This is a genomic window from Niveibacterium sp., from assembly GCF_041909475.1.
GTDB lineage: Bacteria > Pseudomonadota > Gammaproteobacteria > Burkholderiales > Rhodocyclaceae > Niveibacterium.
The window spans coordinates 63,750-89,258 of the sequence record NZ_JAYRDJ010000008.1 but is presented as its reverse complement, the minus strand read 5'-3'; the positions used below and the strand labels follow the sequence as shown (position 1 = coordinate 89,258).

Genomic DNA, 25,509 nt, shown 5'->3' with positions numbered 1-25,509 from the left:
CGGCAGCCGCGGGCAAATTGCAAGCAAATGCAAGCCGACTCAGGCGGGCCGCAAGCGCGGCCAGGCCAAGGTACCGATGCGCGACTCGAAGCCATGATGGAACGCGGCGCCGGCCGCCACGCTACCGAGCCACACCAGCAACACGCCCAAGCCTTGCAGCACCGGATCGGCGGGCAGGTTGGGCCACACGATCGCCGTCACCACCATGCAGACAGGGAAGTGGATCAGGAACACCGAATACGAGATTCGCGACAGGTAGGCGATGACACGGTGCGAAGCCCAGCTCGCGAGCGCCGCATGCCGCTGCGTCAGCGACAACACCACCGCAAGCACGGTGGCCAGCGCAAGGCGATCGCGGAAGTCGATCAGCAAGGCCAGCGCTGCCATCGCCACCATCAGCACGAGCCAGCTGGCGCGCCCGCGTTGAGCCCCCCACCAGGCGAAGGCGCCCAGCGCGTAGGAACCGAAGAAGTAGGGCGCGGCCACATCCCAGGCCGGATCGCGATTGAAGCCGAACATCGACAGCACCGCCAGCAGGGCGACCAGCAGCGGCGGCGGCAGACGGCGGCGCACCGCCCGCCAGCGCGACACCTGCATCAGCGCTGCAAACAGCAGGAAGAGCTGGAAATCGATAGCGACGTACCAGACACCGGCGGACAGCGCCGCATGGCCGACCAGGTCCTGCAACAGGAACACATGCGCCAGCACTTGCGCCGGCGTCGGCGCCGCGGGCAGCAGCTCATGCTCGAACTGGGTGCGCGCGAAGGCCGCCGTCAGCATCGCGATCGACAGCACTACCAGCAGCGGCAACGCGAGGCGCACATAGCGCTGCCATGCCAGTGCGGGCAGCGACGTATCCACGGCCAGGCGCCCCTGCGGCGCAAGGCTGCGCGCGGCGAGAAAGCCTCCGACGACAAGGAAAGCCTGCACCGCCAGCCGCGCGTCGCGCGCCAGCCATTCAAAAAGCGCAGGCGCCAGCACCGCCGCCACGTCGGACATCGGGCCGTAGAACGCGAGGTGGTGCAGAACGATAAGTTGGGATGCGACCGCCTTGATGAGATCGACACAAGGCAGGCGTGAAGCGGGACGGGTCATCAAACCAGCATCCGGCCGCGATTCCGCCGGATGGTGAAACGAAAGGCGGCGATTGTAACCCCTGCCTCGACAGCGTGCGAGACGTCGTGACCCGGCGACGCTCAGCCCCCAGCCCAGGCTACGACACGCTAACGCAACGCAGGGCCGGACTGCGCACCTGCAAGGGGCGCCTCCTGACCTTAGAACAGTTCGACTTCGGTTTGCTCCGGCGTGCTCAGCTTGAAGTAGCCAACGTCCTGCGCCAGCGCTTGCGCGATGTGATCGATGCGGTCGCTGGTGACGGACACGCCTTCCGAGGCATCGGCGTTTTCCGCCGCCATCTGCGCGATCTGTTCGACCTTGGTGGCGATGTCGTGGGTGTTGGCACGCTGTTCGGACAACGCGGTATGGATGCGGCTCACTTGATCGCAGGCGCCGAGCGACTCCTGCTTCAGCGCATCCATCGCAAGGCGCGCGTCCTCAGCCATGGCCGCGCTGGTCTCGACGCGTTCGACGCCGCGCGAGATGGTGCTGACGACTTCGCCGGTCACCGCATGTACGTCGGCGATCATCTGCGCGATCGAAACGGTGGCGCCGCTGGTGCGTTCGGCGAGCTTGCGCACTTCGTCGGCCACCACGGCAAAGCCGCGGCCCGTTTCGCCGGCGCGCGCGGCCTCGATGGCGGCATTCAGCGCGAGCAGGTTGGTCTGGTCGGCGATCGCGCGAATCGTGGTGACGATGCCGGCGATGTCCTGCGCCCGGGCATCGAGCCGGCTGACCTGGCTGGCCGCCTCCTGAACAGTGCGCGCCACCTCTTCGACCTCTTGCCGCACGAAGGAAATGATCTGGCTCGATTCCACCGCCGACTGCCCCATGCTGCGCACATGGGTGTTCGCCTCACCGGCGTCGGCCGCGATCTGCTCGGCGCTGGTCGACAGCTGTTCCACGTTCGCCGCAATCGCGGCGGCCGCCTCGCTCTGCCGCGCGCCGTTGCTGGCCAGCGCATGGGCCTTGTGCTGCAACTCGCCGGCACCCGCGCTCATCTGCGCCGCCTGGCCGCGCAAGCCGCTTGCCACATCGGTCCAGCGTGCGCGCATCGTGGCCAGTTGCGCGATCAGGCTGTCGGTATCGCCGGGGCGTACGGCAATCGTGTGCGTCAGATCGCCCTGAGCGAGATAGGCCGCGAGCTTCGCGCCGTGCAGCGGCTCTGCGCCGATCAGGCGATAGATCAGATCCACCAGTTTCCAGGCCACACCGCTAACCACAAGGCAGATCAGCAAGGCCAGTCCGACGGCGCCCCACAGCGTGCGCTCGATCGAAGCCTGCACCCGCCCGCGCGTATCGTCCTGCAGCGCATTGATCCGGGCTCCGAGGCGGTCGATCGCCGCCTGAGCGAGTTCAGCACGCTTGTCGAAACCGTCCGCGCCCTTCATCACCTGGTTACCGGCTTCGCGGCCTGTCTTGTAGGCCTCGACCATGCGCATCCCGACCTCACGCAGTTGCTCGACCTCACGCGACAGCGCTTCAACCTCAGCGGCGAACGCAGGCGCAAGCCCGCTCAGCTTCGCAAGCGAGGCGCGTGCCGCGGCGTAGGCCTTTTCGGCGTCCGCCACACCGTCCTGCTCACCGGTTGCCGACGCGTCGGTCAGGAACTGCTGTACCTGAACGATCTGCAGCTTGGCCGCTGCCAGCTGATCAACCATCACGTCGGTCACGCTGTGCTCGTATTCGCTCTGCGCGCGCAGGGCGCTGAGCTGCAGCACGACAACCGCGGCCAGCACCACGACCAGCGCGATCGTGATACCGACGAACGCAAACACGAGAGGGCGAATCTTCTTCATCAGGGGGCTTTCGCTTGCAGGATTGGCCGATACGGGCTTTGAGGCACTGCACTGAATACCAGATTACGGCAGCCAATGGCATCCCTACAGGTCAACCCGGCTCGCGAGATGCGATAAGCTCGCCGCCTGCCGCATCCAAGGCGGCCGGTAACATGCAGGAGCCCCGTCTTGTCTTCCCGTATCCCCAACGCGCTGAGCATCGCTGGCATCGACCCTTCCGGCGGCGCCGGCATCTATGCCGACCTGAAAGCCTTTTCCGCACTCGGCGCCTACGGCTGTGGCGTGGTGGCCGCCCTCACCGCGCAGAACACGCAGGCCGTGACCGGGGTGCACACCCCGCCAATCGACTTTCTGCGCCTGCAGATCGACACCTTGTTCGCCGACGTACGCATCGATGCCGTGAAGCTGGGCATGCTCGGTACCGCCGACATCGTTGCCGCCGTGGCCGACCGCCTCGCGCACTACGCGGCAAAGTTCGTCGTGTGCGATCCGGTGATGGTCGCCAAGAGCGGCGACCACCTGCTGGCGAAGAACGCCGTCGCGATGGTCAAGGAGGCGCTGCTGCCGCAGAGCTTCATGATCACGCCGAACCTGCCCGAAGCCGGCGTGCTGCTGGATCAGCGCGCGCCCGAATCGGTCAAGGAAATGTATCGCGCGGCGGAACGTCTGCGCGAGCTGCTGCCGCTGTCTTCAGAACGCTGGGTGCTGCTCAAGGGCGGCCATCTGCCCGGTGGCGAGTTGATGGATCTGCTGTTTGACGGCGACCGCATGGTCGAGCTGCCGGGGCGACGCATCGAGACGAAGAACACCCACGGCACGGGCTGCACGCTGTCCTCCGCCATTGCGGCGCTGCTGCCGCAGGCGCAAGACCAGATGCTGCCGGTCGAAGCCGCAGTGCGCCACGCCCGCGAATGGCTGCTGCGCGCGATCGCTGCGTCGGGCGAGCTGGAGGTCGGCAAAGGCCACGGGCCGGTGCATCACTTCCACGCGCTCTGGAAGCGCTGATCCACCGCAGGGCCTTGCCGGGAACCCGCAGCGAGAATGGCGGTCTGGGCTACGCCGCCCGAACAGACAAGAACAACGATGCCGACACTCAAGCACCTGAGCACCCGCCTGCGCCCGTGGCGCCTGCCGATTACCGTTGTCTTCGCGCTGATCCTGCTGATCAGCTGGATGCTCAGCCGCGGCAAGGAAGTCGAACTGCGCAGCGCGAGCCGCCAGGCGATCGCACAAACCCTGATCGCCACCGGCCGCGTCGAAACGCCCGCCCAGGTGCAACTGGGCCTGCCGGTCGCCGGCATCGTCGATACGCTGGCCGCGAAGGAAGGCAGCATCGTCAAGCAAGGCGAACTGCTGATCGCGCTGCGTGCCGACGAAGCCCGCGCCAGCCTGGCCGCCGCCGACGCGGCGGTGGTCGAAGCGCGTGCGCGGCTTCGGCAGGTGGAACAGGTGGCCGGCCCGGTAAGCAGCCAGCAGCAGCGGCAAGCGGAAGAAAACCTGCGCGTCGCCCAGCTCGAATACCAGCGGGTCGAGGCCCTAATCGCGCAAGGCTTTGTGTCACCGAGCCGCCGTGACGACGCCCGCCGCACCCTGCAGAACGCCGAAGCCGCGCTGTCGGCCGCACGCAGCCAGGCCGCAGCGAACCAGCCCGCCGGCAGCGAGATGGCCGCAGCGGCGAGCCGGCTGGCGCAGGCCGAGGCCAACCTGCGAGCCGCCCGCGCTCGCATGGCCAACCATGAACTGCGCGCGCCAGCCGACGGCACGGTGCTGTCGCGCGAAGTAAACGTGGGCGACATCACGCAGGCTGGCCGGGTACTGATGCGCTTCGCCGCCGGCGGCACTCAACGCATCGTCACGCAGATGGATGAGAAACACCTCGCGCGCCTCAAACCCGGCGTAGCCGGCAAGGCGGTGGCCGACGCCTACCCCGGCCAGCCCTTCGACGTGGTGATCGACTATGTTGCACCGGGCATCGATGCGCTGCGCGGCACGGTCGAAGTGAAGTTCTCGGTGCCGCAACCGCCGGCCTTCCTGCGGCCGGATATGACCGTCTCGGTCGAGATCGTGGTGGCACGCAAGGACAGCGCCGTGGTGCTGCCGCTCGACGCAATTCATGCAGCCGAAAGCGAATCGCCTTGGGTGCTGCGCGTGCGCGAAGGTCGTGCCGAGCGGGTCGCCGTCACGCTGGGCGTGCGAGGCATGGGTGCCGCCGAAATCGCGAAGGGCCTCGACGCGGGCGAACTCGTCGTCGCCGCGTCGGAACCCACCCAGCCCCGCGAACGCGTGCGCGGCAAGCCGCAGCGCAAGGCCGGCCTGCAGGGCGCACCGGGTTTGACGCGCTGAGCCGCCGATGCGCATCCGCCTGCCGTTTGAACTGCTCGTCGCGCTGCGCTTTCTGCGCGAGGGGCGTACCCAGTCGCTACTGATTCTGGGTGGTGTGACCGCGGGCGTCGCGGTGACGATCTTCCTCACACACCTGATCGGCGAACTGCAAAGCTCGATCATCGAACGCGTGCTCGGCAGCCAGCCGCATGTGGTGATCCGCCCACCGGACGAAGCCAACCGCCGCGCACTGCCCGACACACCCGGCACGCTCGCCACCGACCAGCCCCGCGCGCAGCGCCTGCGGCCGGTGGACCAGTGGGAATCGGTCGCGCGACTCGCCGCCGCCACGCCGGATGTGGTGGCGGTGTCGCCGCTGGTCACCGGCCCCGCGTTCGCACTACGTGGCGAAGCGAGCAAGTCGGTCGCGCTGATGGGCGTCGAGCCCAACGCCTACCGCCGCATCGTGCTGATGGACAAGTACCTCAGCGCGGGTCGCTTCGCGCCATCCGGCACCAACACCGTGATCGGCATCGAACTGGCGAAGGATCTGGGGGTCTCGCTCGGCGACCGCATCCGGGTGCAGACTGCGGGCGGCCGCGAGGAAGTGCTGACGATCAGCGGGCTCTTCGATATCGGCAACCGCGACCTGAACCGCCGCTGGGTCTTCGTATCGCTGCGGCTGGGGCAGTCACTGCTCGATCTCGCCGGCGGCGTGTCGCAGGTCGACCTACGGGTGACGGATATCTTCGAGGCTGAGTCGATCGCGCGCCCGCTCGCCGACGCCACCGGCCTCAAGGTCGAGAGCTGGATGACGACCAACGCACAGTTGCTCGCCGGCCTGAAGAACCAGAGCACCTCGCTGAACCTGATCCGCAGCTTCGTGACGCTGATCGTCGCGCTCGGCATTGCCAGCGTGCTGGTCGTGTCGGTGGTGCAGAAGCAGCGTGAGATCGGCATCCTGCGCGCGATGGGCGCGGGCCGCCGGCAACTGCTGGCGGTGTTCCTGATCCAGGGCGCGCTGGTCGGCAGCGTGGGTTCTGCGCTCGGCGCATCGCTCGGCTGGGGGCTGCTGCAGATCTTTGCGTCGGTGTTCCGCAACGGCGATGGCACGCCGATCTTCTCGCCCGAGCTGCCGGCAGATATCGTCATCGGCGCCTGCCTCATCGCCACCGTGGTCGGCACACTCGCGGCGATGATCCCGGCGCGGCGCGCCGCCTCGCTCGACCCGGTCGACGCGATCCGGAGCTGACGATGGCGCAACCCGTGATCCGCCTCGCCGGCATCCGCAAGTCCTACAACATCGGCACCGAGGTCGAGACCGAAATCCTGCATGGCATAGACCTCGACATCGCAGCGGGCGAGTTCGTCGCGCTGATCGGCCCTTCCGGTTCAGGCAAGAGCACGCTGCTCAATATCGTCGGACTGCTCGAACGCGCCACCGCCGGCCGCATCGAGATCGACGGCATCGACTCGGCGACGCAGGACGATGCGGGCCTCACCCGCCTGCGCAACCGCAGCATCGGCTTCGTGTTCCAGTTCCACCACCTGCTGCCGGCGTTCAGCGCGCTGGAGAACGCCATGATGCCCGGCATCATCGCCGAGGGCCGCGCCACCGACGCCCACGAAGCTGCCGCGCGCGAGCTGCTGCGCCGTGTCGGGCTCGAAACGCATTCGCACAAAAAACCCAATCAGCTCTCCGGCGGGCAACAACAGCGCGTGGCGATTGCGCGCGCGCTGCTGCTGGGGCCGCGCCTGATCCTCGCCGACGAGCCGACCGGCAACCTCGACACCCACACCGCCGACGAGATCTTCGCGCTGATGCGCGAGGTGAACCACGAGCGCGGCTCGGCCTGCCTGATCGTCACCCACGACCCGCGTCTGGCGGAACGTTGTGACCGCGCAGTGACCATGATCGACGGCCGTCTGCGCGCGGACTGAGCAGCGCCTAACGATCAGCGTGAAGAGAAGCGCAGCAACGTCACTTGGACATCGACCTTGAATCCAATCTGGCCCAGTCTCGTCGGCATGTCACTCGCAGCGCTTCTACCGTTAGCGATCGCAACTGCGCTGCGACGACTTAGCAGTTCGCCCGGAACGACGTGTCGGGGGATCTTCCGGTGGGCCGCGAACCCGTTCGCGATAGGATCGGTTGCATTTGGTGGCGCGATGGCTGCAGCACTTCTGTCCGCTTCTTTGTGGGAGACACCCTCGGCCTGCAGGGAGTTTCGAGGCGATGCCCGCCTGATACAGATAAAAAGAACTTCGGCGGTGGCACGCTTGAGCTGAAAACCAGTACAGGAATATCGCGCCAGAGCTTGAATTGCACCGCAGTCACGGATTTCTGCAAATGGCTCCGAGACAAGAGCGAAACCGGACGTTCTGTTGAATATGTACCAGTACATATCTGCCTTCGGCACAACAGTGAGAGCGAAGCCGCACAGCTCTCTTGGTCCAGCCCGCCAAGCATTGCGCTAAGTGCGGAGGATGTGGCGAGACGTGAGCTCCTGCTACGAGCGTCTGACCAGACAACGCTTCTTGTGATTTCGTTCATCGCAATTTCGCTTGCGACCTCGACCCTCGCATGGTTCATCGCCGACGAAGCGCGCAAAAGTCGAACGAAATAAGGCCGCGAAAGATCAGGGCAGCGCCCTGTTTGTCGGCCTTGAATGTCCGCGCTACATCGAGGCACGGATTTGCTCGCTATCAGCCACGCCTTCGTGAGCGACGCGCTAACCGGTATGCTGTTGCACCCCGTTTTTTGCCTCGACAATGCCGCTCGCCGATCTGCTCAGCCGCTTTACCGACGATGTGCTGCAGGAACTCTTCACCAGCGCCGCGATTGCGAAAGGCCGCCAGTACATCGGCCGCGTGCGCGAGCTGGAGGTGTCCGGCGACTCGCTGAGTGCGCTGGTCACCGGCAGCGCGCCGCGGCCCTACCGCACCACGGCACGCATCAGCCAGCGCGAACTGCTCGGCGAGATTTCGCTCGATCTGCACAGCCGCTGCTCCTGCCCGGTCGGCACCCGCTGCAAGCACGTCGTGGCATTGCTGCTCGCCGCGCAGCGCCCCGGCGCATTGGTCGAGAAGCCCCGCGCCGAGGTGCTGGCCTGGGCACAGCAACTACGTAGCCGGGTCAGCAAGCAACGCCTCGGCACCAAACCCAAGGCTGCCGCCAACCGCCAGATGCTGCACTACACCGTGACGCCGGGGCCGCACGGCGCTGGGGCCACCCTGCGCATCGACAAGGTGCGGCGGCTCGCCGATGGCGAAATCGCGCAGTGCGAGCCCTGGTACAACATCGATCAGGCGCTGCTCAAACCCCCTGCCTTCGTCGGCGAGGAAGACCTCGCCGTGCTGCGCCATATCCGCGCGATCGAACGCAGCAACGCACGTGCGGCAGACTGGGGCGAAGTGCCGATCAACGGCCGCTATGGCAGCGCCTTGCTCGATGCGCTGCTCGATAGCGGCCGCGCCTTCCTCGACACCGACCACGACACCTCGCTGCCAGCCGAACTGCCGCTCAGCAAAGGCCCCAAACGCACCGGCCGCATGAGCTGGCAACCCACCCGCGAAGGCGGCCTGCGCGCGCGGCTCGACACCACGCCGCCGGTGCTGGCGGTGCTGCACACGCAGCCCTTCCGCTACATCGACGCGGAAGGCCGCTGCGGCGTACTGGAAGTGCCCGAGGCAGAGGTGGTGGCCGAAGCGCTTGCACTACCACCGCTCAACAGCGCCGAACTGAGCCTCGTCGCCAGCGTGCTGGCTGAAGTCGCACCGAAGTTGCCGGCCCCCACGCCAGCCGCGCTGCCCAGGCTAGAAGCCCCGGCCCACCCGGTGCTGCGGCTGCAAAGCCTGCATGTGTGGCAGTTGCAGGCGCATCGGGATTACCGCGACACGCTGCACGCCACCTACGACTATGCGCAAGCCGTTTTCCGCTACGGCGATGCGGAGCTGCCCGCCGGCAGCAGCGAAACGCTGACCACGCTGCCCGACGGCCGCGCAGCCCGCATCGTGCGCGACAGCGCCGCCGAAACCGATGCGCTGGCCGCCCTGCGCCGCGCCGGTTTCGCACCGGTGCCGGTGCGCGTGCTGAACACTTTCGAGCGCCTGCCCGACGGCATGCTGGGCCTTGCAGGCGAAGCCGCCTGGCGCGACTTCTTCAACGCGCAGGCACCGAGCCTGCGTGCCGCCGGCTGGCAGATCGAATGCGCGGCGGACTTCCGCCACCATGTGCTGACCGTCGATGACTGGCACGCCGAACTGGAAGAGGACACCAACGGCTGGCTCGCGCTGTCGCTCGGCATCGAGGTCGCGGGCCAGACGCTCGATCTGGCGCCCTTGCTGCATGCGCTGTTCCAGCGCGACGCACGCTGGCTGGACCGCGCCGCGATCGACGCGATCGCCGACGACGAAGCGATCGAACTGATCGGCCCTGACGGCGCCCGCATTCAACTGCCGGCGGCACGCGTCAAGCCGCTCGCATCGACCCTGGTCGATCTGTTCGACACGCCCAGCGCCACACTCAAGCTCAGCGCGCTGGATGCCCCGCGTCTGAAGCAGGCCTTCACCGACAGTGACTGGACGCTCGAAGGCGCAGATCGCCTCGCGCCCTGGATCGCACGCCTTGCCGACGCGGCAAACGTCGCCCCGGTGGCGACACCCGAAGGCTTCACCGGCACGTTGCGCGCCTACCAGCAGGAAGGCCTCGCGTGGATGCAACACCTGCGCGCACACGAACTGGGCGGCATCCTCGCCGACGACATGGGCCTCGGCAAGACGGCGCAAACGCTCGCGCATCTGCTGACCGAAAAGCGTGCAGGCCGCATGGATAAACCCACGCTGATCGTGCTGCCGACCTCGCTGGTGTTCAACTGGCAACAAGAAGCGGCCCGCTTCGCACCGGATCTGCGCGTGCTGAAACTCCACGGGGCGGATCGCCGCGAGCGCTTCGACGCAATAGCCGCGCACGATGTGGTGCTGACCACCTACCCCCTGCTCGCGCGCGACCGCGAAGCGCTCACCGCGCGCAGCTGGCACTACCTGATCCTCGACGAAGCGCAGACGGTGAAGAACGTGCGCAGCCTCGCCGCGCAGGTGGTGCGCGAAGTCGAAGCGCGGCATCGGCTCTGCCTCACCGGCACGCCGCTGGAAAACCACCTCGGCGAGCTGTGGTCGCAGTTCGACTTCCTGATGCCCGGCTTCCTTGGCGACAGCAAGGCCTTCACGCAAGCCTGGCGCACACCGATCGAAAAGCACGGCAACCTGCTGCGGCGCGAGTTGCTGGCGCGGCGGCTGTCGCCTTTCATCCTGCGCCGCCGCAAGCAGGAGGTTGCCGCCGAACTACCGCCCAAGACCATCATCGTGCGCAGCGTTGAACTCGAAGGCCGCCAGCGCGACCTCTACGAAACCGTGCGCGCGACGATGGACAAACGCATCCGCGACGAAGTGGCCGCGCGCGGCTTTGCGCGCAGCCAGATCGTGATCCTCGATGCGCTGTTGAAGCTCCGCCAGGTCTGCTGCGACCCGCGCCTGCTACAGACCCCGGCCGCCGCAAAGGTGAAGGAGCACGCCAAGCTCGACCTGCTGATGGACCTGCTGCCCGGCCTCGTCGAAGAAGGCCGCCGGGTGCTGCTGTTCTCGCAGTTCACAACGATGCTGGATCTGATCGGTGAGGCGCTCGCCGAGGCGAAGATCGCGCATGTGCGGCTCGATGGCAGTACGCGCGACCGGCAGGCGGTGGTGGAACAGTTCCAGCACGGCGATGCGCCGGTCTTCCTGATCAGCCTGAAGGCCGGTGGCGTGGGCTTGAACCTCACCGCCGCCGACACCGTGATCCACTTCGACCCGTGGTGGAACCCGGCCGCTGAGGACCAGGCCACCGACCGCGCCCACCGCATCGGCCAGACGAAGAACGTGTTCGTCTACAAACTCGTGGTCGCCGGCAGCATCGAAGAGAAGATCCTCGCGCTGCAGGAACAGAAGGCCGCACTCGCCGCCGGCATCCTCTCCGAAGACCACGCCGGCGACGCGAAATTCGACGAAGCCGGGCTACAGGCGCTGTTCGCACCACTGCCGGACTGACCCGACCCACACCGCCTTGGCCCTGCGTCAACGACACCGGCGCGCCTGCTTGCGATCACCCCCTGCGGGCCTAGGCTGCAATCAGGCATCTCGCCGTATTGCTCGTGGAGCTCGGATCATGGCCTATGAGACTTTCGTGGCGTTCAAGTCGGACTTTCTCGCCGCACACAAAAGCACTTACCAGTTCGATGCAAAGGCGGATTTCGCGCAGGCCGCAGCCGCCTTCAGGTACTACCTGCACGGGCTCGAACAAGGTGCCCGCAGCGGGCTCAACATCGGCCTGATCGAACACCTTCAGGAACTGCTTGCGAAGAACAAATCCGTCTTCGATGGTGGCGGCATCTTCGTCGATACCAGCAACCAGGACCGCTGGCGCCTGTTCTACAACGACGCCTTCATCCTCGGCGGCATCCACTCGCACGGCCCGTTCACGCTGGTGCATACCGACCGGCTTGAACACGGCTGGGTCGCGGCGGGCAAGGATCAGCGCATGGGCTTTGCCGGCGCCAAACAGCTCGACTTCCACACCGGCGACACGCCCTATCTGCGTGTGACGCAGCGCGAAGTGCTCGCGCTCAACATCTTCGGCTACGCCGGTTCGCCGGGCGAAGACGGCAGCATGGCCTTCAAATGCACCAACCCGCAGCTGGCCGACAGCGCAACCTTCGTACGCTACAAGAACGAGGTCGGCGATCTGGAAGGGGCGCTCGCGGCCTGACAGCGTCTCTCACGCCACGGCACGCATCGGGCTGCGATGCGTGCAGGGCGAAGGCAGTAGATCAAGGCTTCAGCCTTGCAGCGGAAGTATCACCCGCGCGAGCAGTCCGCCCTCGGGGCGGTTCTCAAGTTCGAGCCGCCCACCCATCTCGCCGATCAGGCGGTCGACGATCGCAAGGCCAAGCCCGCTGTGACCGCTGCCGCCGCGCGCGGCGTCGAGGCGGGCGAAGGGGCGGCGCGCTTCATCGAGGCGCTCGGGCGGAATGCCGGGGCCGTGATCGGCGATCTCGAGCATCGCCAGTGCGCCGTCACGACGCAGCGTCAGTTGCACCGGCTGCGCGCCGTACGCGAACGCGTTGCCGAGCAGGTTGGTGACGATGCGTCGCAGTGCGGCCGAGCGCACCTGCGCGCGCAGGCCGGGTTCGAGCGCGAGTTGCAGCCCCTGATCGCGCCACGGCGCAGCCATTTCTTCGAGTAGCAAACCAAGCTCGCGGGTTTCCAGCGGCTCGCCACCTGCACCACCGGCGAAGAGGCGGAAGTGGTCGATGATCTCGCCGAGCTGGTCGAGCTCGCGCAGCATCGCTGCCTTGCGCTTGTCGTCGATGCCCTGCGGGCCGGCGGCCAGCTCGATCTGCAGTTGCAGGCGAGTGAGTGGCGTGCGCAGGTCGTGCGCGATGCCCGCGAGCATCGTGGTGCGATCACTCTCCAGCCGGCCGAGTCGCGCGAGCATGTCGTTGAAGCGCCCGGCGAGCACGCGGATCTCGCTCGCGCCGGTCAGCGACAGCGGTTGCGGCGCACTCGCGGAGCCGACGGCGCCGAGGGCGTCGCCCAAGCGGCGCAGCGGCCGATTCACCTGCACGACGAGGAAGAGGGCTGCGGCAAACGCAATCACGAAGCCAAGCACCGGCACCACGATCGCCGAGTCGAAGCGGCGGATCGGCGGCGGAAACGGCAAGGCGGAAGCCGGCACCCATAGCCACTTTGGGGTGTCGCTGGCGAGGCGGATCCAGATGCCGGGCCCTTCGCCACGCATGCCGCCGGGGCGGATCTCGGCGCTGCGCCCGAGCGCCTGGGTCAGCGCGGTATCGAACTGTTCGAGGCGGAGCCCGTGGCCGCGCAAGCGCGGTGGCGCCCCGGGCGCCGCATCGTTGGGCGGCGGCCCGCCAGGGCCTCCGATGTCGCCATCCGGCGGGGGCTGATGATCTTCGCCAGCGGGCGGCGGACGGCGATCATCCGCTCCCGGCGCTTGCGGGCGCAACCAACCACGCCCGCGACCGAACATCGGCGGCTCGTCGCCCTCCGCAATTCGGATGTCGTCGCGCAGCGTGCCACCCGGCTGGGCGAGCTGGCCTTCGGCGGCTTTCACGCGGGCCGCGATCGTCTGCGCGGCCTGCGCGGCACGCAGATCGGCAACATGGGTCTGCAGCAGCCACGCCATCAGGCCATAACTGCCGCCGAGTACCAGAAACAGGATCAGCGCGAGGCGCAGGTTGAGGGACTGCGACCAGCAGCGCAGTCGGTTCATGGGGCAGCGGCGTCGGGTGGATCGGGCACGAACACATAGCCCACGCCCCACACCGTCTGGATGTGGCGCGGGCGTGCCGGATCGGGTTCGACGAGGCGGCGCACGCGCGAGATCTGCACATCCATGCTGCGCTCGTAGGTTTCGGATTCCGGCCCGCGCGCGATCTCGATCAGGCGTTCGCGCGTCAGCGGCTGGTGCGGGTGGCGTGCCAGCGCCGCGAGCAAGGCGAATTCACCGGTCGTCATCTCGATCCGCTCGCCGCGTCGCCACAGGCTACGGCTGGAGAGATCGAGCCGGCAGTCGCCAAAGCTCACCGCTTCTTCTTCCGGCAGCGGCGCGCCGGCGCGCGGTGCCGTGCGGCGCTTGAGCACGGCGCGGATGCGGGCAGACAGCTCGCGCGGCAGGAAGGGCTTGCCGAGGTAATCGTCGGCGCCCATCTCGATGCCGACGACGCGGTCGATCGGGTCGTTGCGCGCAGTCAGCATGATGATCGGTACATCGTCGCCGGTCGCGCGGATTCGGCGGCAGACCGACAGACCATCCTCGCCCGGCATCATCAGATCCAGCACCAGCAGATCAGGGCGTTCGCGCGGCAAGCGGCGCACCGGATCAGCAGCATCGGCAAACACGCGTGTGTCGAAGCCCTCACGGTCGAGGTATTCGGCGAGCAGCGCTCGCAGTTCGGGGTCGTCATCGATCACCCAGATCAGCGTTTTTCGTTCCATGCCTGCCACTCTAGCGCGCGCACGCGACGCTGCGCATTCACGATTCTTACAGAGTGCAACCGGCCCGGCTCACGAACGCCAGCGCTCGTAGTCGCGCCGCTCGCGTTTGGTTGGCCGGCCGTGACGATCGGCCGCGGGCTCCACCTTCAGGCGTCGTGCGTCGGCCACCTGCTCGCGCGCGGCAAGGCTCTCGCCCGTTTCTTCGTAGAGTTGCTGCGCCACCGGCGCCGGGCCGCGCTTGTCGGCGATGCCAAGCACGATCACTTCGCGGCTGACCGGGCCGTTGCTGAAGGCCACCCGGTCACCGGGGCGCACGTCTTTTGCCGGCTTCACGCCCAGCCCGTTGATGCGCACCTTGCCGCCTTCCACCGCATCGGTGGCAAGGCTGCGGGTCTTGAAGAAACGGGCCGCCCAGAGCCATTTGTCGATGCGCGTGCGCGCGCCGGGATCCTGATCCATGCGCAAATTCCTTGCCTGTGAAGCCGCGAGGATAGCGCGCGGCCGTGGCCTGTGCGCGGCCGCCCTGCGGGTGCCGGCGCGGCGCCACCGGGGAGTAGGCCCTACAATCGCAGCTTGCCTTCGATCCGCCCAACCATTTCACAGGAGTTCCGCATGCGTCGCTTCGCCATCGCTTCCCTGCTCGCCGCCTTGCTCACCTCGTTTGGCGCTGCCGGCGCCTTCGCCGCCGACGTCAAGGTCGAAGGCGCCTGGGTGCGCGGCACGACACCGTCGCAAAAAGCCACCGGCGCCTTTATGCGACTCACCAGCGCGCAGGGCGCGACGCTGGTTGGCGCATCGTCGCCGATTGCCGGCAAGACCGAGGTGCACGAGATGAAGATGGTCGCCGACAACATGAAGATGAGCCCGGTGCAGAAGCTCGCGCTGCCCGCCGGCAAGACGGTGGAGCTCAAGCCCGGTGGCTATCACGTGATGCTGCTGGATCTGAAGGCACCGGTGAACGATGGCGACATCGTGAAGCTGACGCTTGAGATCGAACAGGGCGGCAAGCGCGAGCAGATCACCGTGGACGCTGCCGTGCGGCCGCTGGGCGACACCACCACCCACGAGCACATGCATTGATCGCTCGGGATCTTCGCTTTCGTATCGCCGGCGCCGCCGATGCGCCGGCCGTCGCGCAACTGCATGCAGCGAGCTGGCGCAGCGCCTATCGCGGCGTGCTGCGCGACGCCTACCTCGACGGCGCACTCGACAGCGAACGCGCCGCGCTGTGGCATGAGCGCCTGGTGAATGGTGCCGACGCACCGCTCGAAGTGCTGCTGATGGAAGACCCGCGCGGCCTGCTCGGCTTCGGCTGCCTGTGCCCGGATGCCGACCCCGCCTGGGGGCCACTGATCGACAACCTGCATGTGCAGCCGGCCCTCAAGGGCGAAGGCCTCGGCCGGCAGCTGATGGGCGCGCTGCAGCAGCGCATCACTGCATCCGGTGCAACGCAAGGCTTCCATCTGTGGGTACTTGAGGCGAACCTCGCCGCACGCGCGTTCTACCGCCGCCTCGGCGGCCGCGAGCTGGCACCGGAACACCATGAAATGCCAGACGGCGCCACCTACCCCTGCCTGCGCGTGGTTTGGCAGGGCGCCGCACCCGCCTCCGCCTGATCCGGCGCTGGCGCCTGCGGCGATCCGCCGCAAGCACCTGTGGCCGTACACCGGATCAGCGCGATAGACTCAATGCCCAAACGTTGCGAGCGCTACCCATGCGTGCCTGGCAGCAGATTCTCTTATTGGTGCTGAGCCTGGGCGGCAGCGAGGTCGCCGCGGCGGGCGAGCAGCCGATCAGTGTTCACTACAACACCCGGGTGCCCTACGCCTACGTCGAGCACGGCGAAGTGCGGGGCCTCATGGCCGAACCGATCGCCCGCGCGCTGAAAGCGGCGAAGTTGCCGTTCAACTGGGTCGAGACGCCGTTCAGCCGCCAGATGGCGACGATCAAGGGCAACACCGGCGCCGATTGCATGATCGGCGTGTTCAAGAAGCCCGGGCGCGAGCGTATCGGCCGCTACTCGGCGCCGGTGTACCAGGACCGCCCGCAGATCCTGCTGGTGCGCGCGGACGACGAGGTCAGCTTCCAGCGCTACCCGAGCCTCCGCGCAGCCATCACCGACGGCCAATTCCGGCTGCTGATCAAGGAAAGCTATTCCTACGGACCCGGCTTCGACGCATTGCTGCAGGCACGCAAAGGGCCGACCGAGCATGTGTACAACGAAAACGGCCAGATGCTGCGAATGCTGGCCGAATCGATGACCGATGCACTGATCATGGCGCCCGAGGAAGCGAACGCGCTGATCCGGCATCGCGAACTGAAGCCCGAGCACTTCGCCTACATCCGCTACCCGGATACCCCGGCCGGCGAATGGCGCCACCTGTTCTGCAGCTTCAAGGTGGCGCAATCGGTACTCGACCGCTTCAACCAGGCGCTGACTGTTGCGAGTCGTTAAGCACGCGGCACAAGGCCAGCGGTCTTGTATTGCGGCGGCTAAGCCAGCGACGCGGCGCTGACCACGACTTCGACGCGCCAACCCGCGCGCGCCAGCCCCGCCACCTTGACGCAGGCGCGCGACGGCGCACAGCCAGGCACCAGCCAGGCATCCCAGACCGCGTTGAAGCCGTCGTAGTCGGCCATGTCGGTCAGGTACACCGTTGCAGTCAACAGCCGCGCCTTGCTGCTGCCGGCGCGCTCAAGCGTTGTTTCGAGCGCGGTGAGCAGGCCCCGGGTCTGCTCCGTGATGTCGCCCGCTTCGGTGGGCGGCACTTCAACGGCGTGCACGACACCGCCATGCACCACGGCGTCGGCATAACGCGGCGTTACGCCGATACGCTGGATATCCATATCAATCATCCATCTCTGTGAAGTCAGCGGGCGAAGAGTTGGCCTTCGCCCATGAAAACCGCCTGCCCGCCCACGCGCACCGCCGCCACGCGCGCTTGCCGGATCTCGGTGGTCACGACGATGCGGCTTGGGCGCCCGAGATCCTCGCCTTGCGAGATCTCCCACGAGAGATCCGCATCGCTCCGCGAGTCGTAGGTGCCCAGCAGCCCGCCCAGCGCCGCTGCGGCCGACCCGGTGGCCGGGTCTTCGACGATGCCAAGGCCCGTCGCGAACATCCGCGCGTGCAACAGCGTCGGGCGATCGAGGTCTTCGGTGTAGGCGTAGATGCCGTGCGCAAGACCGGCGAGCCCGCGCTGCATCGCCGCGTTGTTCGGCATGATGCGCGACAGCGCCGCGCGATTGCGCAGCGGCACGCACAGGAAGGGCACGCCGCAGGACGCGACACTGCAACGCGGCAGGATGTCGTCCTCGCCAAGGCCCAGCATCGTCGCGATGTGCGGCGGCGCCGGCGCGAAGCTGGGTGCCTGCGCAGCGGCAAACTCGGCGCGCAGCGCTTGCCCGCCCTGCATCGTGACCCGCACCGGCACCGGCCCGACGCCTTCTTCCAGCACCAGCAGATGCTCGCCATCGGCCAGGGCTTGCGGTGCAAAACGCGCCAGCAGCAAAGCGGTGCCGATGGTCGGGTGGCCGGCAAATGGCAGCTCGCTTGCCGGCGTGAAGATGCGCACCCGCGCCGCATGCGCCGGGTTGTCGGGCGGCAGCACGAACACGGTTTCCGAGAGGTTCAGCTCGCCGGCGATCGTCTGCATCTGCGCCGGATCGACCGCAGCACCTTCCGGAAACACGGCCAGCGGGTTACCCGAAAACGGGCGGTCGGTGAAAACGTCGGCAAGCCAGTAGCGATGCATCGGTGGTACCCGAAGTAAATGCGTTGATGGATCAAATGGTTGCTGCAACGGAGTGCGGAAAAACGACAGTCGTCGCATCCGGCGTCAGGCTGGAATTTGAACACTTGATACCGCTCAAACGCCAGCGCCGGACAAAAACCACACTGCACGTGCAGTTTTTCTGCACAGCAACATTCAATCAATTGGGGGAGTTATGTCCAGCATCATCCGGACTGCGATCGCGGGGGCGATCGCAACCAGCATGTTTGCCGCGGGGGCGGCATTCGCTGCCGATGGCAATTGGCTCGTACGTGGCCGCGCCGTCAGCATGATCAACGACAACGGCAACAGCGACAACCTGCTGCCCGCCGAAGTGACGGCCAGCGACAAGTGGCTGCCCGATCTCGACATCAGCTATTTCTTCACGCCGAACATCGCGCTCGAGGTGGTGCTGAGCGTGCCGCAAACGCACGACATCGAACTCGGCGGCACCAAGATCGGCACCGTCAAGCAGCTGCCGCCGCACTTCATGCTGCAGTACCACCACCCGATGGGCGCGTTCAAACCCTACGTCGGCCTCGGCGTGAACATGACGCGCTTCTGGGATGTGGATCTGCCGGCAGGCATAGACATCGAGCGCACCAGCTGGGGCGCGTCGGTTCAGGCCGGTCTCGACTACGAGATCAGCCCGCAGTGGTATCTGAACGCCGACATCAAGAAGACCTGGATCGGCACCGATGTGAAAGCGGGCGGCGTGGTCGTCGATACGCTCAACATCGATCCGTGGCTGATCGGCATCGGCGTCGGCTATCGCTTCTGATCCACACGACGATCCAACATCAAAGGGCGCTTCGGCGCCCTTTTTGCTGCGCGAACGCTACGGCCCCGTAACACTACGGATAGCCGCCCGCCCCAAGCTGGCTAGAATCCGTTCTCCAACCGGCGGATGGCCTCATGTTCCTGCGCATCGTCTCGATCCTGTTCCCGCTCTTTGCCATCGTCGGCCTCGGCTGGCTAGTCGCGCGCCGCGCGAAGCCCGATCTCAGCGTCGCAAACAAGCTGAACATGGATGTCTTCGTGCCAGCGCTGGTGTTCGCCGCGCTGGTATCGAAGGAATTCCGCCTTGCCGACTTCCTGCCGCTGGCCGGCATTTCCTTCTTCATGGTGGTCGCGTTCGGCCTCGTCGGCTGGGCCGCCGCGCGCATCAGCGGTATCGCAGTCAAGACGCTGGTGCCGCCAACGATGTTCAACAACTGCGGCAACCTCGGCCTGCCGCTCGCGGTGCTGGCCTTCGGCGAGCAGGCACTGGCGCCGGCCGTGGTGATGTTCATGGTGTCGAACTTCTTGCACTTTTCATACGGCGCCTGGCTGCTCGATCACAAGACCCGGCTCGCGACGATCTGGAAAGTGCCCTCGGTGCTCGCCACGCTCGCGGGCATCGCGGTCGGCAGCGCCGGCATTGCGATATGGCCGCCGCTGATGCTCGCGATCAAGATGGTTGGCGACATCTCGATTCCGCTGATGCTGTTCTCGCTTGGCGTGCGCCTCACCGATGCCAACTTCCACGCCTGGCGCATCGGCGTTGGCGGTGCGTTGCTGCGACCGATCGGCGGCCTGCTGGTCGCAACGCTTGTGGTGTCGGTCGTCGATTTGCCGCCCTTGCAGCGCGCGCTGGTGATCGTGTTCGGCGCGCTGCCGCCGGCAGTGCTCAACTTCATGTTCGCCGAGCGCTACCGGCAGGAGCCGGAGAAAGTCGCCTCGATCGTGATGATCGGCAACCTGTTCGCGCTGATCTTCCTGCCGATCGCACTCGCGCTGACGCTGCAGCACTGACAAACGCTTACGTTTCGGACACTTTGCCGATCAACGACGCAGCGAGAATCGCCGCCGTTCTCATCAACAGGACCTGCCATGAAGCGCATCGCCCTCGCTTTACTGCTGCTGCCGCTCACCGCCCTCGCTGACGATGTGCCGCCACCACCGGCGGCGGACGCCCCCACCGAGAAGCTGGTCGTGAAAGGCGTGCGCGATCCGGCCATCATGCCCTACGCCGACGCCTACAAGTTCTTCAGCCAGGTCGACCGCGTCGAACACGACAAGGTGCTCATGCGCATGCAAGTGAAGTCGGCAGACAAGTCGGTCAAACCCGCGGACATCCGCATCCGCCTGATCGGTGACAACACCGACATCGCGGTGCCGCTCGGCGAGGAAGGCGACATCGAAGTACCGCGCTCCGAGGCGGCGCTCGCCGACAAGGCCGAGTTTGTCACCAACCAGAAGAAGGACAGCCTGCAAGTCCATCTAACCCTGACGCCGAACCTGCCGATTGCCGATCAAGTGAGCTATGCCGACGCCCTGGCCTCCGCCGATCAGGCGCGGCGGCTGGTGAAAGAGATCGTGCCCTGGTACTTCCGCCTGCTGATCTCGGACCCGAACGCGATGCGCGCCTGTTTCGAGCGCGACGGCGGCGAAGCTGCGCTGCTCACCGGCAGCGGCAGTGAAGCCCTCGCGATCAAAGGCAAGCGCCAGTGCGCCGTGTTTGCCCTTGATCCCAAGCACGGCGATCGCTGGCAGGCTGTGGCGCTGAACCCGCCATACAAGCTCGAATTCACGCACATCGGCTGGTTCTCCGACGGCCAGCCCGACTGATCAAGCAAGCCCCTGCTGCGCGCGCCAGGCCGCCACGCGCGGATCCATCACCCGGCGCCACAGCGGCGGCACCAAGGCCAGCAGCACGAGTGCGGCGTACCCCGCAGGCAACTGCGGCGCAGCCGCCATGTGGCGCAGGATCTGGTAACGCCGTGCGGCGTGGTCGTGGTGATCCGAGTGGCGTTGCAACTGGAACAGCAGCAGGTTCGTCAGCAGGAAGGGGCTGTTCCAGGAATGATGTTCGGTGACCGGCCCGTGGCGGCCGTTGGGCAGCGGAGTGCGGATCAGACCGTAGTGTTCGAGGTAGTTCACGATCTCCAACAACGCGATCGCGCCGAAGCCGATAGCCAGGTGGGCGACCAAGCCGGGCGCCCCCAGCCACAGCGCGAAACCAACCGCCCAGGCGAGCGACAGCCCCCACCACAGCAAAAGCTCGTTGCGCCACCACGGCAGGTTGCGGCGTGACAGGCGCGCCCGTTCGAGTTCCCAGGCCCGCACCGGATTGGTCGTGAACGCGCGCCACAGGAAGCGATACACGTTCTCGCCCAGGCGCGCGGTAGAGGTATCCCGCGGCGTGGCGACATCCACATGATGGCCGCGGATATGCTCGATCTTGAATCCGCCGTAGCCGACGCTCGCAAGCAGCCAGCCGCCGCCGGCACGCTCTGCGCGGCGAGTCTTGTGGATCAGCTCGTGCCCGACGTTGATCGCCACCGCACCGCCCACGGTTGCAAGTGAGGCAAGCAAGCCCACACGACCGGCCAGCCCCAACGTCGCTTGGCTCACCGCCCATACACCCCACACCAGCAGAGCGCTCCAGGCCGGCACTGCCAGCAGCGTCAGGGCCGGATACCAGGGATCGGCCAGCAGCGCGCGCTCTTCGTCCGGGCCGGGGTTCGCTGTATCGCGACCCAAGCAGGTATCGAGCAAGGGCACCAGACCGAACACCACGACCACCGTCAGCCAAGCCCCCCAGTCCGGCACCGCGTAATGCGCGCCGAGCATCAAACCGGCGGGCGGCAAGACCAGCGGAATCAGAAACAGTGCGTAGGCATAGCGCTTGAAACGGATCACCCTTTGCACGCAGCGCCCTCCTGTAAGCCGGCATGTAGCTTACGGTCGGCCCACGGCTTCGCGTCTTGTCGAATCACGTCACGCGAGCAGCCATGAAAAAGCCCCGCTCGCGGCGGGGCTTTCGGGCAACGGTGGCCGACGCTTACTTCGCGCCGATCTCCAGCGCCACGGCTTCGACGTAGGTCACTTCGACCTGATCGCCAACCTTGACGTTCTTCAACTTCGCCGGATCATCCACCTTCAGGGTGCGCGACTGCTTCGGACCACGCAGCGTTACGGTGCCCGCCTTGTGATCGACCTTCGTCACATCGGCCACGATGATCATGCGGCGGCCCGCTGCGCCGGCCGGCTTTTCACCCGGTGCGGCAGCAACCGCATCGGTGGCTTCACGGCGCTCACGCACGCCCTTGCCGCCCTTCTTCAACTCGAAAGCGATCGCTTCGGCATAGGTCACCGTCAGCACATCGCCAACCTTGATCTGGTCGAAGTTCTTCACCTCGTCGCCAGCGACAACTTCAAACACATTGCCCTTTTCACCCTTGAAGGTAACGGTGCGGGTAGCGGCATCCACCGCTTCGACCTTTGCCTTGGCGCTGACACGGCCTGCGGCACCAACCTTGCCCGGCGCCTGACCCACGGCAACAGCGGCATCGGCAGCCATGCCGGCGACCGGCACACACGCAAGCAGGGCAACAAGCAGGGCGGAATGAAGTTTCATGGTTTGCTCCGGCGCAAATGAAGGAACTGCCGATCATACGCGCGCAGACAATGCGAGCGTTATGACATGACTCACTCTTTCGGCTTTCGCCGCGCACGCGGATGCGCCGCGTCGTAAGCCTTGGCGAGGTGCTGGAAGTCGAGATGGGTATAGATCTGTGTGGTGGCAATGCTCTCGTGCCCCAGCAACTCCTGCACCGCACGCAGGTCACCGGACGACTGCAGCAGATGACTCGCAAAGCTGTGCCGCAGCATATGCGGATGAACATGCACGCCAAGGCCGCTGCGCTGCGCCCACAGCGACAGGCGCTGCTGGATCATGCGCGGGCTGATGCGGCCACCGCAGCTATTGAGGAACAGCGCCACCTCGTCGGCGCGTGCATGCTGGCTGCGTGCAGCCAGCCAGGCCGCCAGCGCCTCACGTGCCTTGGCGCCAACCGGCACGGTGCGCGTCTTGTTCCGCTTGCCGGTCACCATCACTTCGGCCTCGCGCAGGTCGAGTGCCGGCCCGATGTCCAGCCCGGCGAGTTCCGACAAGCGCAGGCCTGACGAGTAGAAAAGTTCGAACATCGCCCGATCGCGCAGCGCAAACGGATCGTTTTCCGACCCTTGCGGCGCATCCAGCAGCGTCGCTGCCTGATCGGGAGAGAGTGCCTGCGGCAGCGCCTTCGGTGACTTGGGCGGCCGGATGCCCACGACAGGATTGGCGCCCAGCGCACCCGACTTGGCCCACCAGGCGAAGAAACCGCGCCAGCACGACAGATGCCGCGCAATCGAACGCCCGCTCAGCCCCTGGCCATGCAAGCGGGCCACATAGCGCCGGATATCGTGTGGCGAGACCTGTTCGAGCGCCCGCCCGGCGCTCAGCTCGAGCAAGCGCTGCAGATCGCGCCGGTAGTTGCTGATCGTCAGCGCCGCGAGCCGCCGCTCATGCGCGAGCATCGCCAGCCACGCCTCCATCGGCGCCGTGAGCTCCGCTGGTGCTGACAGATCCATCTCAGCCCAGCGCCGGGGAGAGGCGCGCCATGATCACGACATCCTCAAAGCCATCCGGCACCCGCACGGCGAAGCGCTTGAGCCCTTCCTGCACGAATCCATGCTTGCAATACAGGGCGATCGCCGCGGCGTTGTCGGCCCGCACGCTCAGCTCGATACGCAGAAAGCCGGCTTGCGCCGCGCGCGCCAGCGCAGCATTGATCAGCGCATTGCCGATACCGCGGCGGCGCCAACCTGCAACAACGCCGATCCCGAGCAGGCCGACATGGCGTTTGAGCGGGCGACCTTCCGGCGTGATGTCGCACCAGCCCACCAGCGCGCCATCGGCCAGCGCAACCACATGCGGGTAGCCGTGTTCGATGTTGGCGTTGACGAAGCGGCCCACCGCATCGAGCGACGGCGCTTCGTAGCTGGCGAGGAAACGCCCCTCGCGCGCAACACTATCGACCGCCGTACGAAACGGCAGGATGTCGTCGGCGCGGATGTTCTCGATCGCGACGCTCATCGGGGCTGCAGTGCTGAGCTAACCGAGGTGATTGATCAGCGAAGCGCTGACCAGATCCGCAATGCGCGCGACGTACAGCGTGCCCATCTCGGGGTAAAAGCGCTCGATGTCTTCGCTGCCCAGCGCGAGCAGGCCGAACACCACGCCATCGCGGCGCAGCGGCAGCAGCGCCACCGAGCGCACATGCGCGCCGGCCTCGCCGAACCAGCCGGTGACTTCAGGCTGCGTGGCCGGGCCGCAGTAGGGGTGGCGCAGGTCGGCCGCGAAGAAGCGCAGCTCTTCCGATACCGGCGAGAACTCCACCGTGTCGCGCTGGATGATGCTGTTCCACACCCGCAGCGCCACATGGGGCACCGCAAAATCTTCGACGAGATGCGTGTCGATCACGCCGACCACCGCCTCGACGCTGTTCGACTCGAGCAGGCCCAGCGTGAGCCGGTGCACCTTCTCGCCGATCACGTCGTTCTCTTCACCGAAGCGCACCAGCTCGGCCATCTTCTCCTGCATCAGCTGCAGCTTCTCGCGCATCGCAAGCAACTGGCGCTCGGTCAGCGAGATCGCCTGCCCGGTATCGGGATGCGGCACGGCCAGTTCGGCCAGCAGCGCCGGCTGCTCGTTGAAGAACTCCGGATTTGCCTGCAGGTAGGCAACGACTTCCTGATCGGTCATGCGTGTAAGCCTCGTTTCCGCGGTGGCGTGCCACCGCAGTCATCAATCGATTTCGATCTCGCCTTCGAATACGGTAACTGCCGGGCCGGTCATCAGCACCGGCTGGCCGGGGCCGGCCCACGCGATGCTCAACTCGCCGCCGCGCGCATGCACGCGCACCGGGCTGTCGAGCAGGCCACGGCGAATGCCGGACACCACCGCCGCGCAGGCGCCGGTGCCACAGGCCAGCGTTTCACCGGCCGCCCGCTCGAACACCCGCAGGCGGATCGTGTGGCGGTCAACAACCTGCATGAAGCCGGCGTTCACGCGCGCCGGAAAGCGCGGGTGGTGCTCGATCAGCGGACCTTGCGTCGCGACCGGCGCGCTGTCGACATCGGCCACCACCTGCACCGCATGCGGGTTGCCCATGCTGACGGCGCCGATCGTGATCGTATCGCCCGCCACGTCCAGCGGCTGCGCCGGCGCATCGGTGTCGGAGACAAACGGGATGCGCGCCGGATCGAGCACCGGTGCCCCCATGTCGACCGTCACCAGCCCGTCGGCGCCGAGCCGCGGCGAGATCACGCCCGCCAGCGTCTCGACGCGGATCTCGTCCTTGTCGGTGAGGCCCTTGTCGCGCACATAGCGCGCGAAGCAGCGCGAACCGTTGCCGCACTGCTCCACCTCACCGTCGAGGTTGAAGATGCGGTAGCGGAAGTCCACGCCCGCCATGCGGCTGGGCTCGACGATCAGGATCTGATCGCAGCCCACGCCGAAACGGCGGTCAGCCAGAAAGCGCGCGCGCTCGGGCGTCATCTCGCAGGGCTGGCGCACCGCGTCGATCACGACGAAATCGTTGCCCAGGCCCTGCATTTTCGTGAAGCGGAGTTTCATGCGT

General features: G+C 66.8%; 25 protein-coding genes. 12 read left to right on the top strand and 13 right to left on the bottom strand.

All coding sequences use genetic code 11. The features are described 5' to 3' along the window. Nucleotides 1-39: 39 nt before the first annotated feature. Nucleotides 40-1,095 (bottom strand): acyltransferase family protein, encoded by a 1,056-nt coding sequence (locus tag ACE3P0_RS07935; protein WP_374401594.1) that lies wholly within the window; start codon nt 1,093-1,095, stop codon nt 40-42. A gap of 179 nt (nt 1,096-1,274) precedes the next feature. Next, nucleotides 1,275-2,915 carry a methyl-accepting chemotaxis protein gene (locus ACE3P0_RS07930; RefSeq protein ID WP_374401592.1) on the bottom strand — a complete coding sequence of 547 codons (1,641 nt, stop codon included), beginning with the start codon at nt 2,913-2,915 and terminating at the stop codon, nt 1,275-1,277. A gap of 168 nt (nt 2,916-3,083) precedes the next feature. Between ACE3P0_RS07930 and thiD the strand changes: the two genes are divergently transcribed. The 6 genes from thiD to ACE3P0_RS07900 all read left to right on the top strand — a co-directional run bounded on the left by thiD (nt 3,084) and on the right by ACE3P0_RS07900 (nt 12,039). Further along, a complete protein-coding gene (gene thiD / locus ACE3P0_RS07925; RefSeq protein ID WP_374401590.1) occupies nt 3,084-3,920 on the top strand; it encodes a bifunctional hydroxymethylpyrimidine kinase/phosphomethylpyrimidine kinase in 837 nt (278 codons plus the stop codon). A 78-nt stretch (nt 3,921-3,998) separates the two neighbouring features. Further along, entirely contained in the window at nt 3,999-5,258 is a 1,260-nt protein-coding gene (locus ACE3P0_RS07920) for an efflux RND transporter periplasmic adaptor subunit (RefSeq protein ID WP_374401588.1), read from the top strand. A 7-nt stretch (nt 5,259-5,265) separates the two neighbouring features. After that, nucleotides 5,266-6,489, top strand: a complete 1,224-nt coding sequence (locus tag ACE3P0_RS07915) for an ABC transporter permease (RefSeq protein ID WP_374401586.1) — start codon at nt 5,266-5,268, stop codon at nt 6,487-6,489. A 2-nt stretch (nt 6,490-6,491) separates the two neighbouring features. Beyond that, nucleotides 6,492-7,178 carry an ABC transporter ATP-binding protein gene (locus ACE3P0_RS07910; RefSeq protein ID WP_374401584.1) on the top strand — a complete coding sequence of 229 codons (687 nt, stop codon included), beginning with the start codon at nt 6,492-6,494 and terminating at the stop codon, nt 7,176-7,178. Between the two features lie 831 nt (nt 7,179-8,009). Beyond that, on the top strand, nt 8,010-11,321 hold the full coding sequence (locus tag ACE3P0_RS07905) for an SNF2-related protein (protein ID WP_374401582.1): 3,312 nt from the start codon (nt 8,010-8,012) through the stop codon (nt 11,319-11,321). 118 nt (nt 11,322-11,439) lie between these two features. After that, nucleotides 11,440-12,039 (top strand): hypothetical protein, encoded by a 600-nt coding sequence (locus ACE3P0_RS07900; RefSeq protein ID WP_374401580.1) that lies wholly within the window; start codon nt 11,440-11,442, stop codon nt 12,037-12,039. Between the two features lie 69 nt (nt 12,040-12,108). On the opposite strand, the gene ACE3P0_RS07895 is transcribed toward ACE3P0_RS07900, so the two are convergent. The 3 genes from ACE3P0_RS07895 to ACE3P0_RS07885 all read right to left on the bottom strand — a co-directional run bounded on the left by ACE3P0_RS07895 (nt 12,109) and on the right by ACE3P0_RS07885 (nt 14,747). Further along, on the bottom strand, nt 12,109-13,563 hold the full coding sequence (locus tag ACE3P0_RS07895; RefSeq protein ID WP_374401578.1) for an ATP-binding protein: 1,455 nt from the start codon (nt 13,561-13,563) through the stop codon (nt 12,109-12,111). Next, complete coding sequence (gene ompR, locus ACE3P0_RS07890) at nt 13,560-14,288, bottom strand: two-component system response regulator OmpR (RefSeq protein WP_172201498.1); 729 nt, start codon at nt 14,286-14,288, stop codon at nt 13,560-13,562. The genes ACE3P0_RS07895 and ompR overlap by 4 nt, the downstream gene beginning before the upstream one ends. 69 nt (nt 14,289-14,357) lie before the next feature. Then, on the bottom strand, nt 14,358-14,747 hold the full coding sequence (locus tag ACE3P0_RS07885; protein ID WP_374401576.1) for an RNA-binding S4 domain-containing protein: 390 nt from the start codon (nt 14,745-14,747) through the stop codon (nt 14,358-14,360). A 153-nt stretch (nt 14,748-14,900) separates the two neighbouring features. On the opposite strand from ACE3P0_RS07885, the gene ACE3P0_RS07880 reads away from it, so the two are divergent. The 3 genes from ACE3P0_RS07880 (at nt 14,901) to ACE3P0_RS07870 (ending at nt 16,743) form a co-directional block, all read left to right on the top strand. Further along, nucleotides 14,901-15,368: a copper chaperone PCu(A)C gene (locus ACE3P0_RS07880; RefSeq protein ID WP_374401574.1), complete on the top strand. Its 468-nt coding sequence runs from the start codon at nt 14,901-14,903 to the stop codon at nt 15,366-15,368. After that, nucleotides 15,365-15,904 carry a GNAT family N-acetyltransferase gene (locus ACE3P0_RS07875; protein WP_374401572.1) on the top strand — a complete coding sequence of 180 codons (540 nt, stop codon included), beginning with the start codon at nt 15,365-15,367 and terminating at the stop codon, nt 15,902-15,904. Before ACE3P0_RS07880 ends, ACE3P0_RS07875 begins: the two co-directional genes overlap by 4 nt. 98 nt (nt 15,905-16,002) lie before the next feature. Continuing rightward, the gene (locus tag ACE3P0_RS07870; RefSeq protein ID WP_374401570.1) at nt 16,003-16,743 is read left to right on the top strand and encodes a transporter substrate-binding domain-containing protein; all 741 of its coding nucleotides are present in this window, start codon (nt 16,003-16,005) and stop codon (nt 16,741-16,743) included. A gap of 38 nt (nt 16,744-16,781) precedes the next feature. On the opposite strand, the gene ACE3P0_RS07865 is transcribed toward ACE3P0_RS07870, so the two are convergent. Next, nucleotides 16,782-17,135 (bottom strand): RidA family protein, encoded by a 354-nt coding sequence (locus tag ACE3P0_RS07865; protein WP_374401680.1) that lies wholly within the window; start codon nt 17,133-17,135, stop codon nt 16,782-16,784. A 23-nt stretch (nt 17,136-17,158) separates the two neighbouring features. Beyond that, nucleotides 17,159-18,043, bottom strand: a complete 885-nt coding sequence (locus ACE3P0_RS07860) for a PhzF family phenazine biosynthesis protein (protein WP_374401568.1) — start codon at nt 18,041-18,043, stop codon at nt 17,159-17,161. A gap of 193 nt (nt 18,044-18,236) precedes the next feature. Here ACE3P0_RS07860 and ACE3P0_RS07855 point away from each other — a divergent pair, with 193 nt between their 5' ends. The 3 genes from ACE3P0_RS07855 to ACE3P0_RS07845 all read left to right on the top strand — a co-directional run bounded on the left by ACE3P0_RS07855 (nt 18,237) and on the right by ACE3P0_RS07845 (nt 20,671). Continuing rightward, a complete protein-coding gene (locus ACE3P0_RS07855; RefSeq protein ID WP_374401566.1) occupies nt 18,237-18,842 on the top strand; it encodes an OmpW family protein in 606 nt (201 codons plus the stop codon). Nucleotides 18,843-18,976: 134 nt separating this feature from the next. Beyond that, entirely contained in the window at nt 18,977-19,855 is an 879-nt protein-coding gene (locus ACE3P0_RS07850) for an AEC family transporter (RefSeq protein ID WP_374401564.1), read from the top strand. Between the two features lie 78 nt (nt 19,856-19,933). After that, complete coding sequence (locus ACE3P0_RS07845; protein WP_374401562.1) at nt 19,934-20,671, top strand: hypothetical protein; 738 nt, start codon at nt 19,934-19,936, stop codon at nt 20,669-20,671. Here the strand turns inward: ACE3P0_RS07845 and ACE3P0_RS07840 are convergent, their stop codons facing one another. The 6 genes from ACE3P0_RS07840 to dapF all read right to left on the bottom strand — a co-directional run bounded on the left by ACE3P0_RS07840 (nt 20,672) and on the right by dapF (nt 25,505). Continuing rightward, the gene (locus tag ACE3P0_RS07840; protein ID WP_374401560.1) at nt 20,672-21,754 is read right to left on the bottom strand and encodes an alkane 1-monooxygenase; all 1,083 of its coding nucleotides are present in this window, start codon (nt 21,752-21,754) and stop codon (nt 20,672-20,674) included. A gap of 133 nt (nt 21,755-21,887) precedes the next feature. Beyond that, nucleotides 21,888-22,463, bottom strand: coding sequence for a hypothetical protein (locus tag ACE3P0_RS07835; protein WP_172201516.1), 576 nt, complete (start codon nt 22,461-22,463; stop codon nt 21,888-21,890). A gap of 71 nt (nt 22,464-22,534) precedes the next feature. Further along, the gene (gene xerC / locus ACE3P0_RS07830) at nt 22,535-23,458 is read right to left on the bottom strand and encodes a tyrosine recombinase XerC (protein WP_374401558.1); all 924 of its coding nucleotides are present in this window, start codon (nt 23,456-23,458) and stop codon (nt 22,535-22,537) included. Between the two features lies 1 nt (nt 23,459). Then, complete coding sequence (locus ACE3P0_RS07825; RefSeq protein ID WP_374401556.1) at nt 23,460-23,963, bottom strand: N-acetyltransferase family protein; 504 nt, start codon at nt 23,961-23,963, stop codon at nt 23,460-23,462. Between the two features lie 18 nt (nt 23,964-23,981). Next, a complete protein-coding gene (locus ACE3P0_RS07820; RefSeq protein ID WP_374401554.1) occupies nt 23,982-24,632 on the bottom strand; it encodes a DUF484 family protein in 651 nt (216 codons plus the stop codon). Nucleotides 24,633-24,674: 42 nt separating this feature from the next. Next, nucleotides 24,675-25,505 carry a diaminopimelate epimerase gene (gene dapF / locus ACE3P0_RS07815; protein WP_374401552.1) on the bottom strand — a complete coding sequence of 277 codons (831 nt, stop codon included), beginning with the start codon at nt 25,503-25,505 and terminating at the stop codon, nt 24,675-24,677. Nucleotides 25,506-25,509 lie beyond the last annotated feature (4 nt).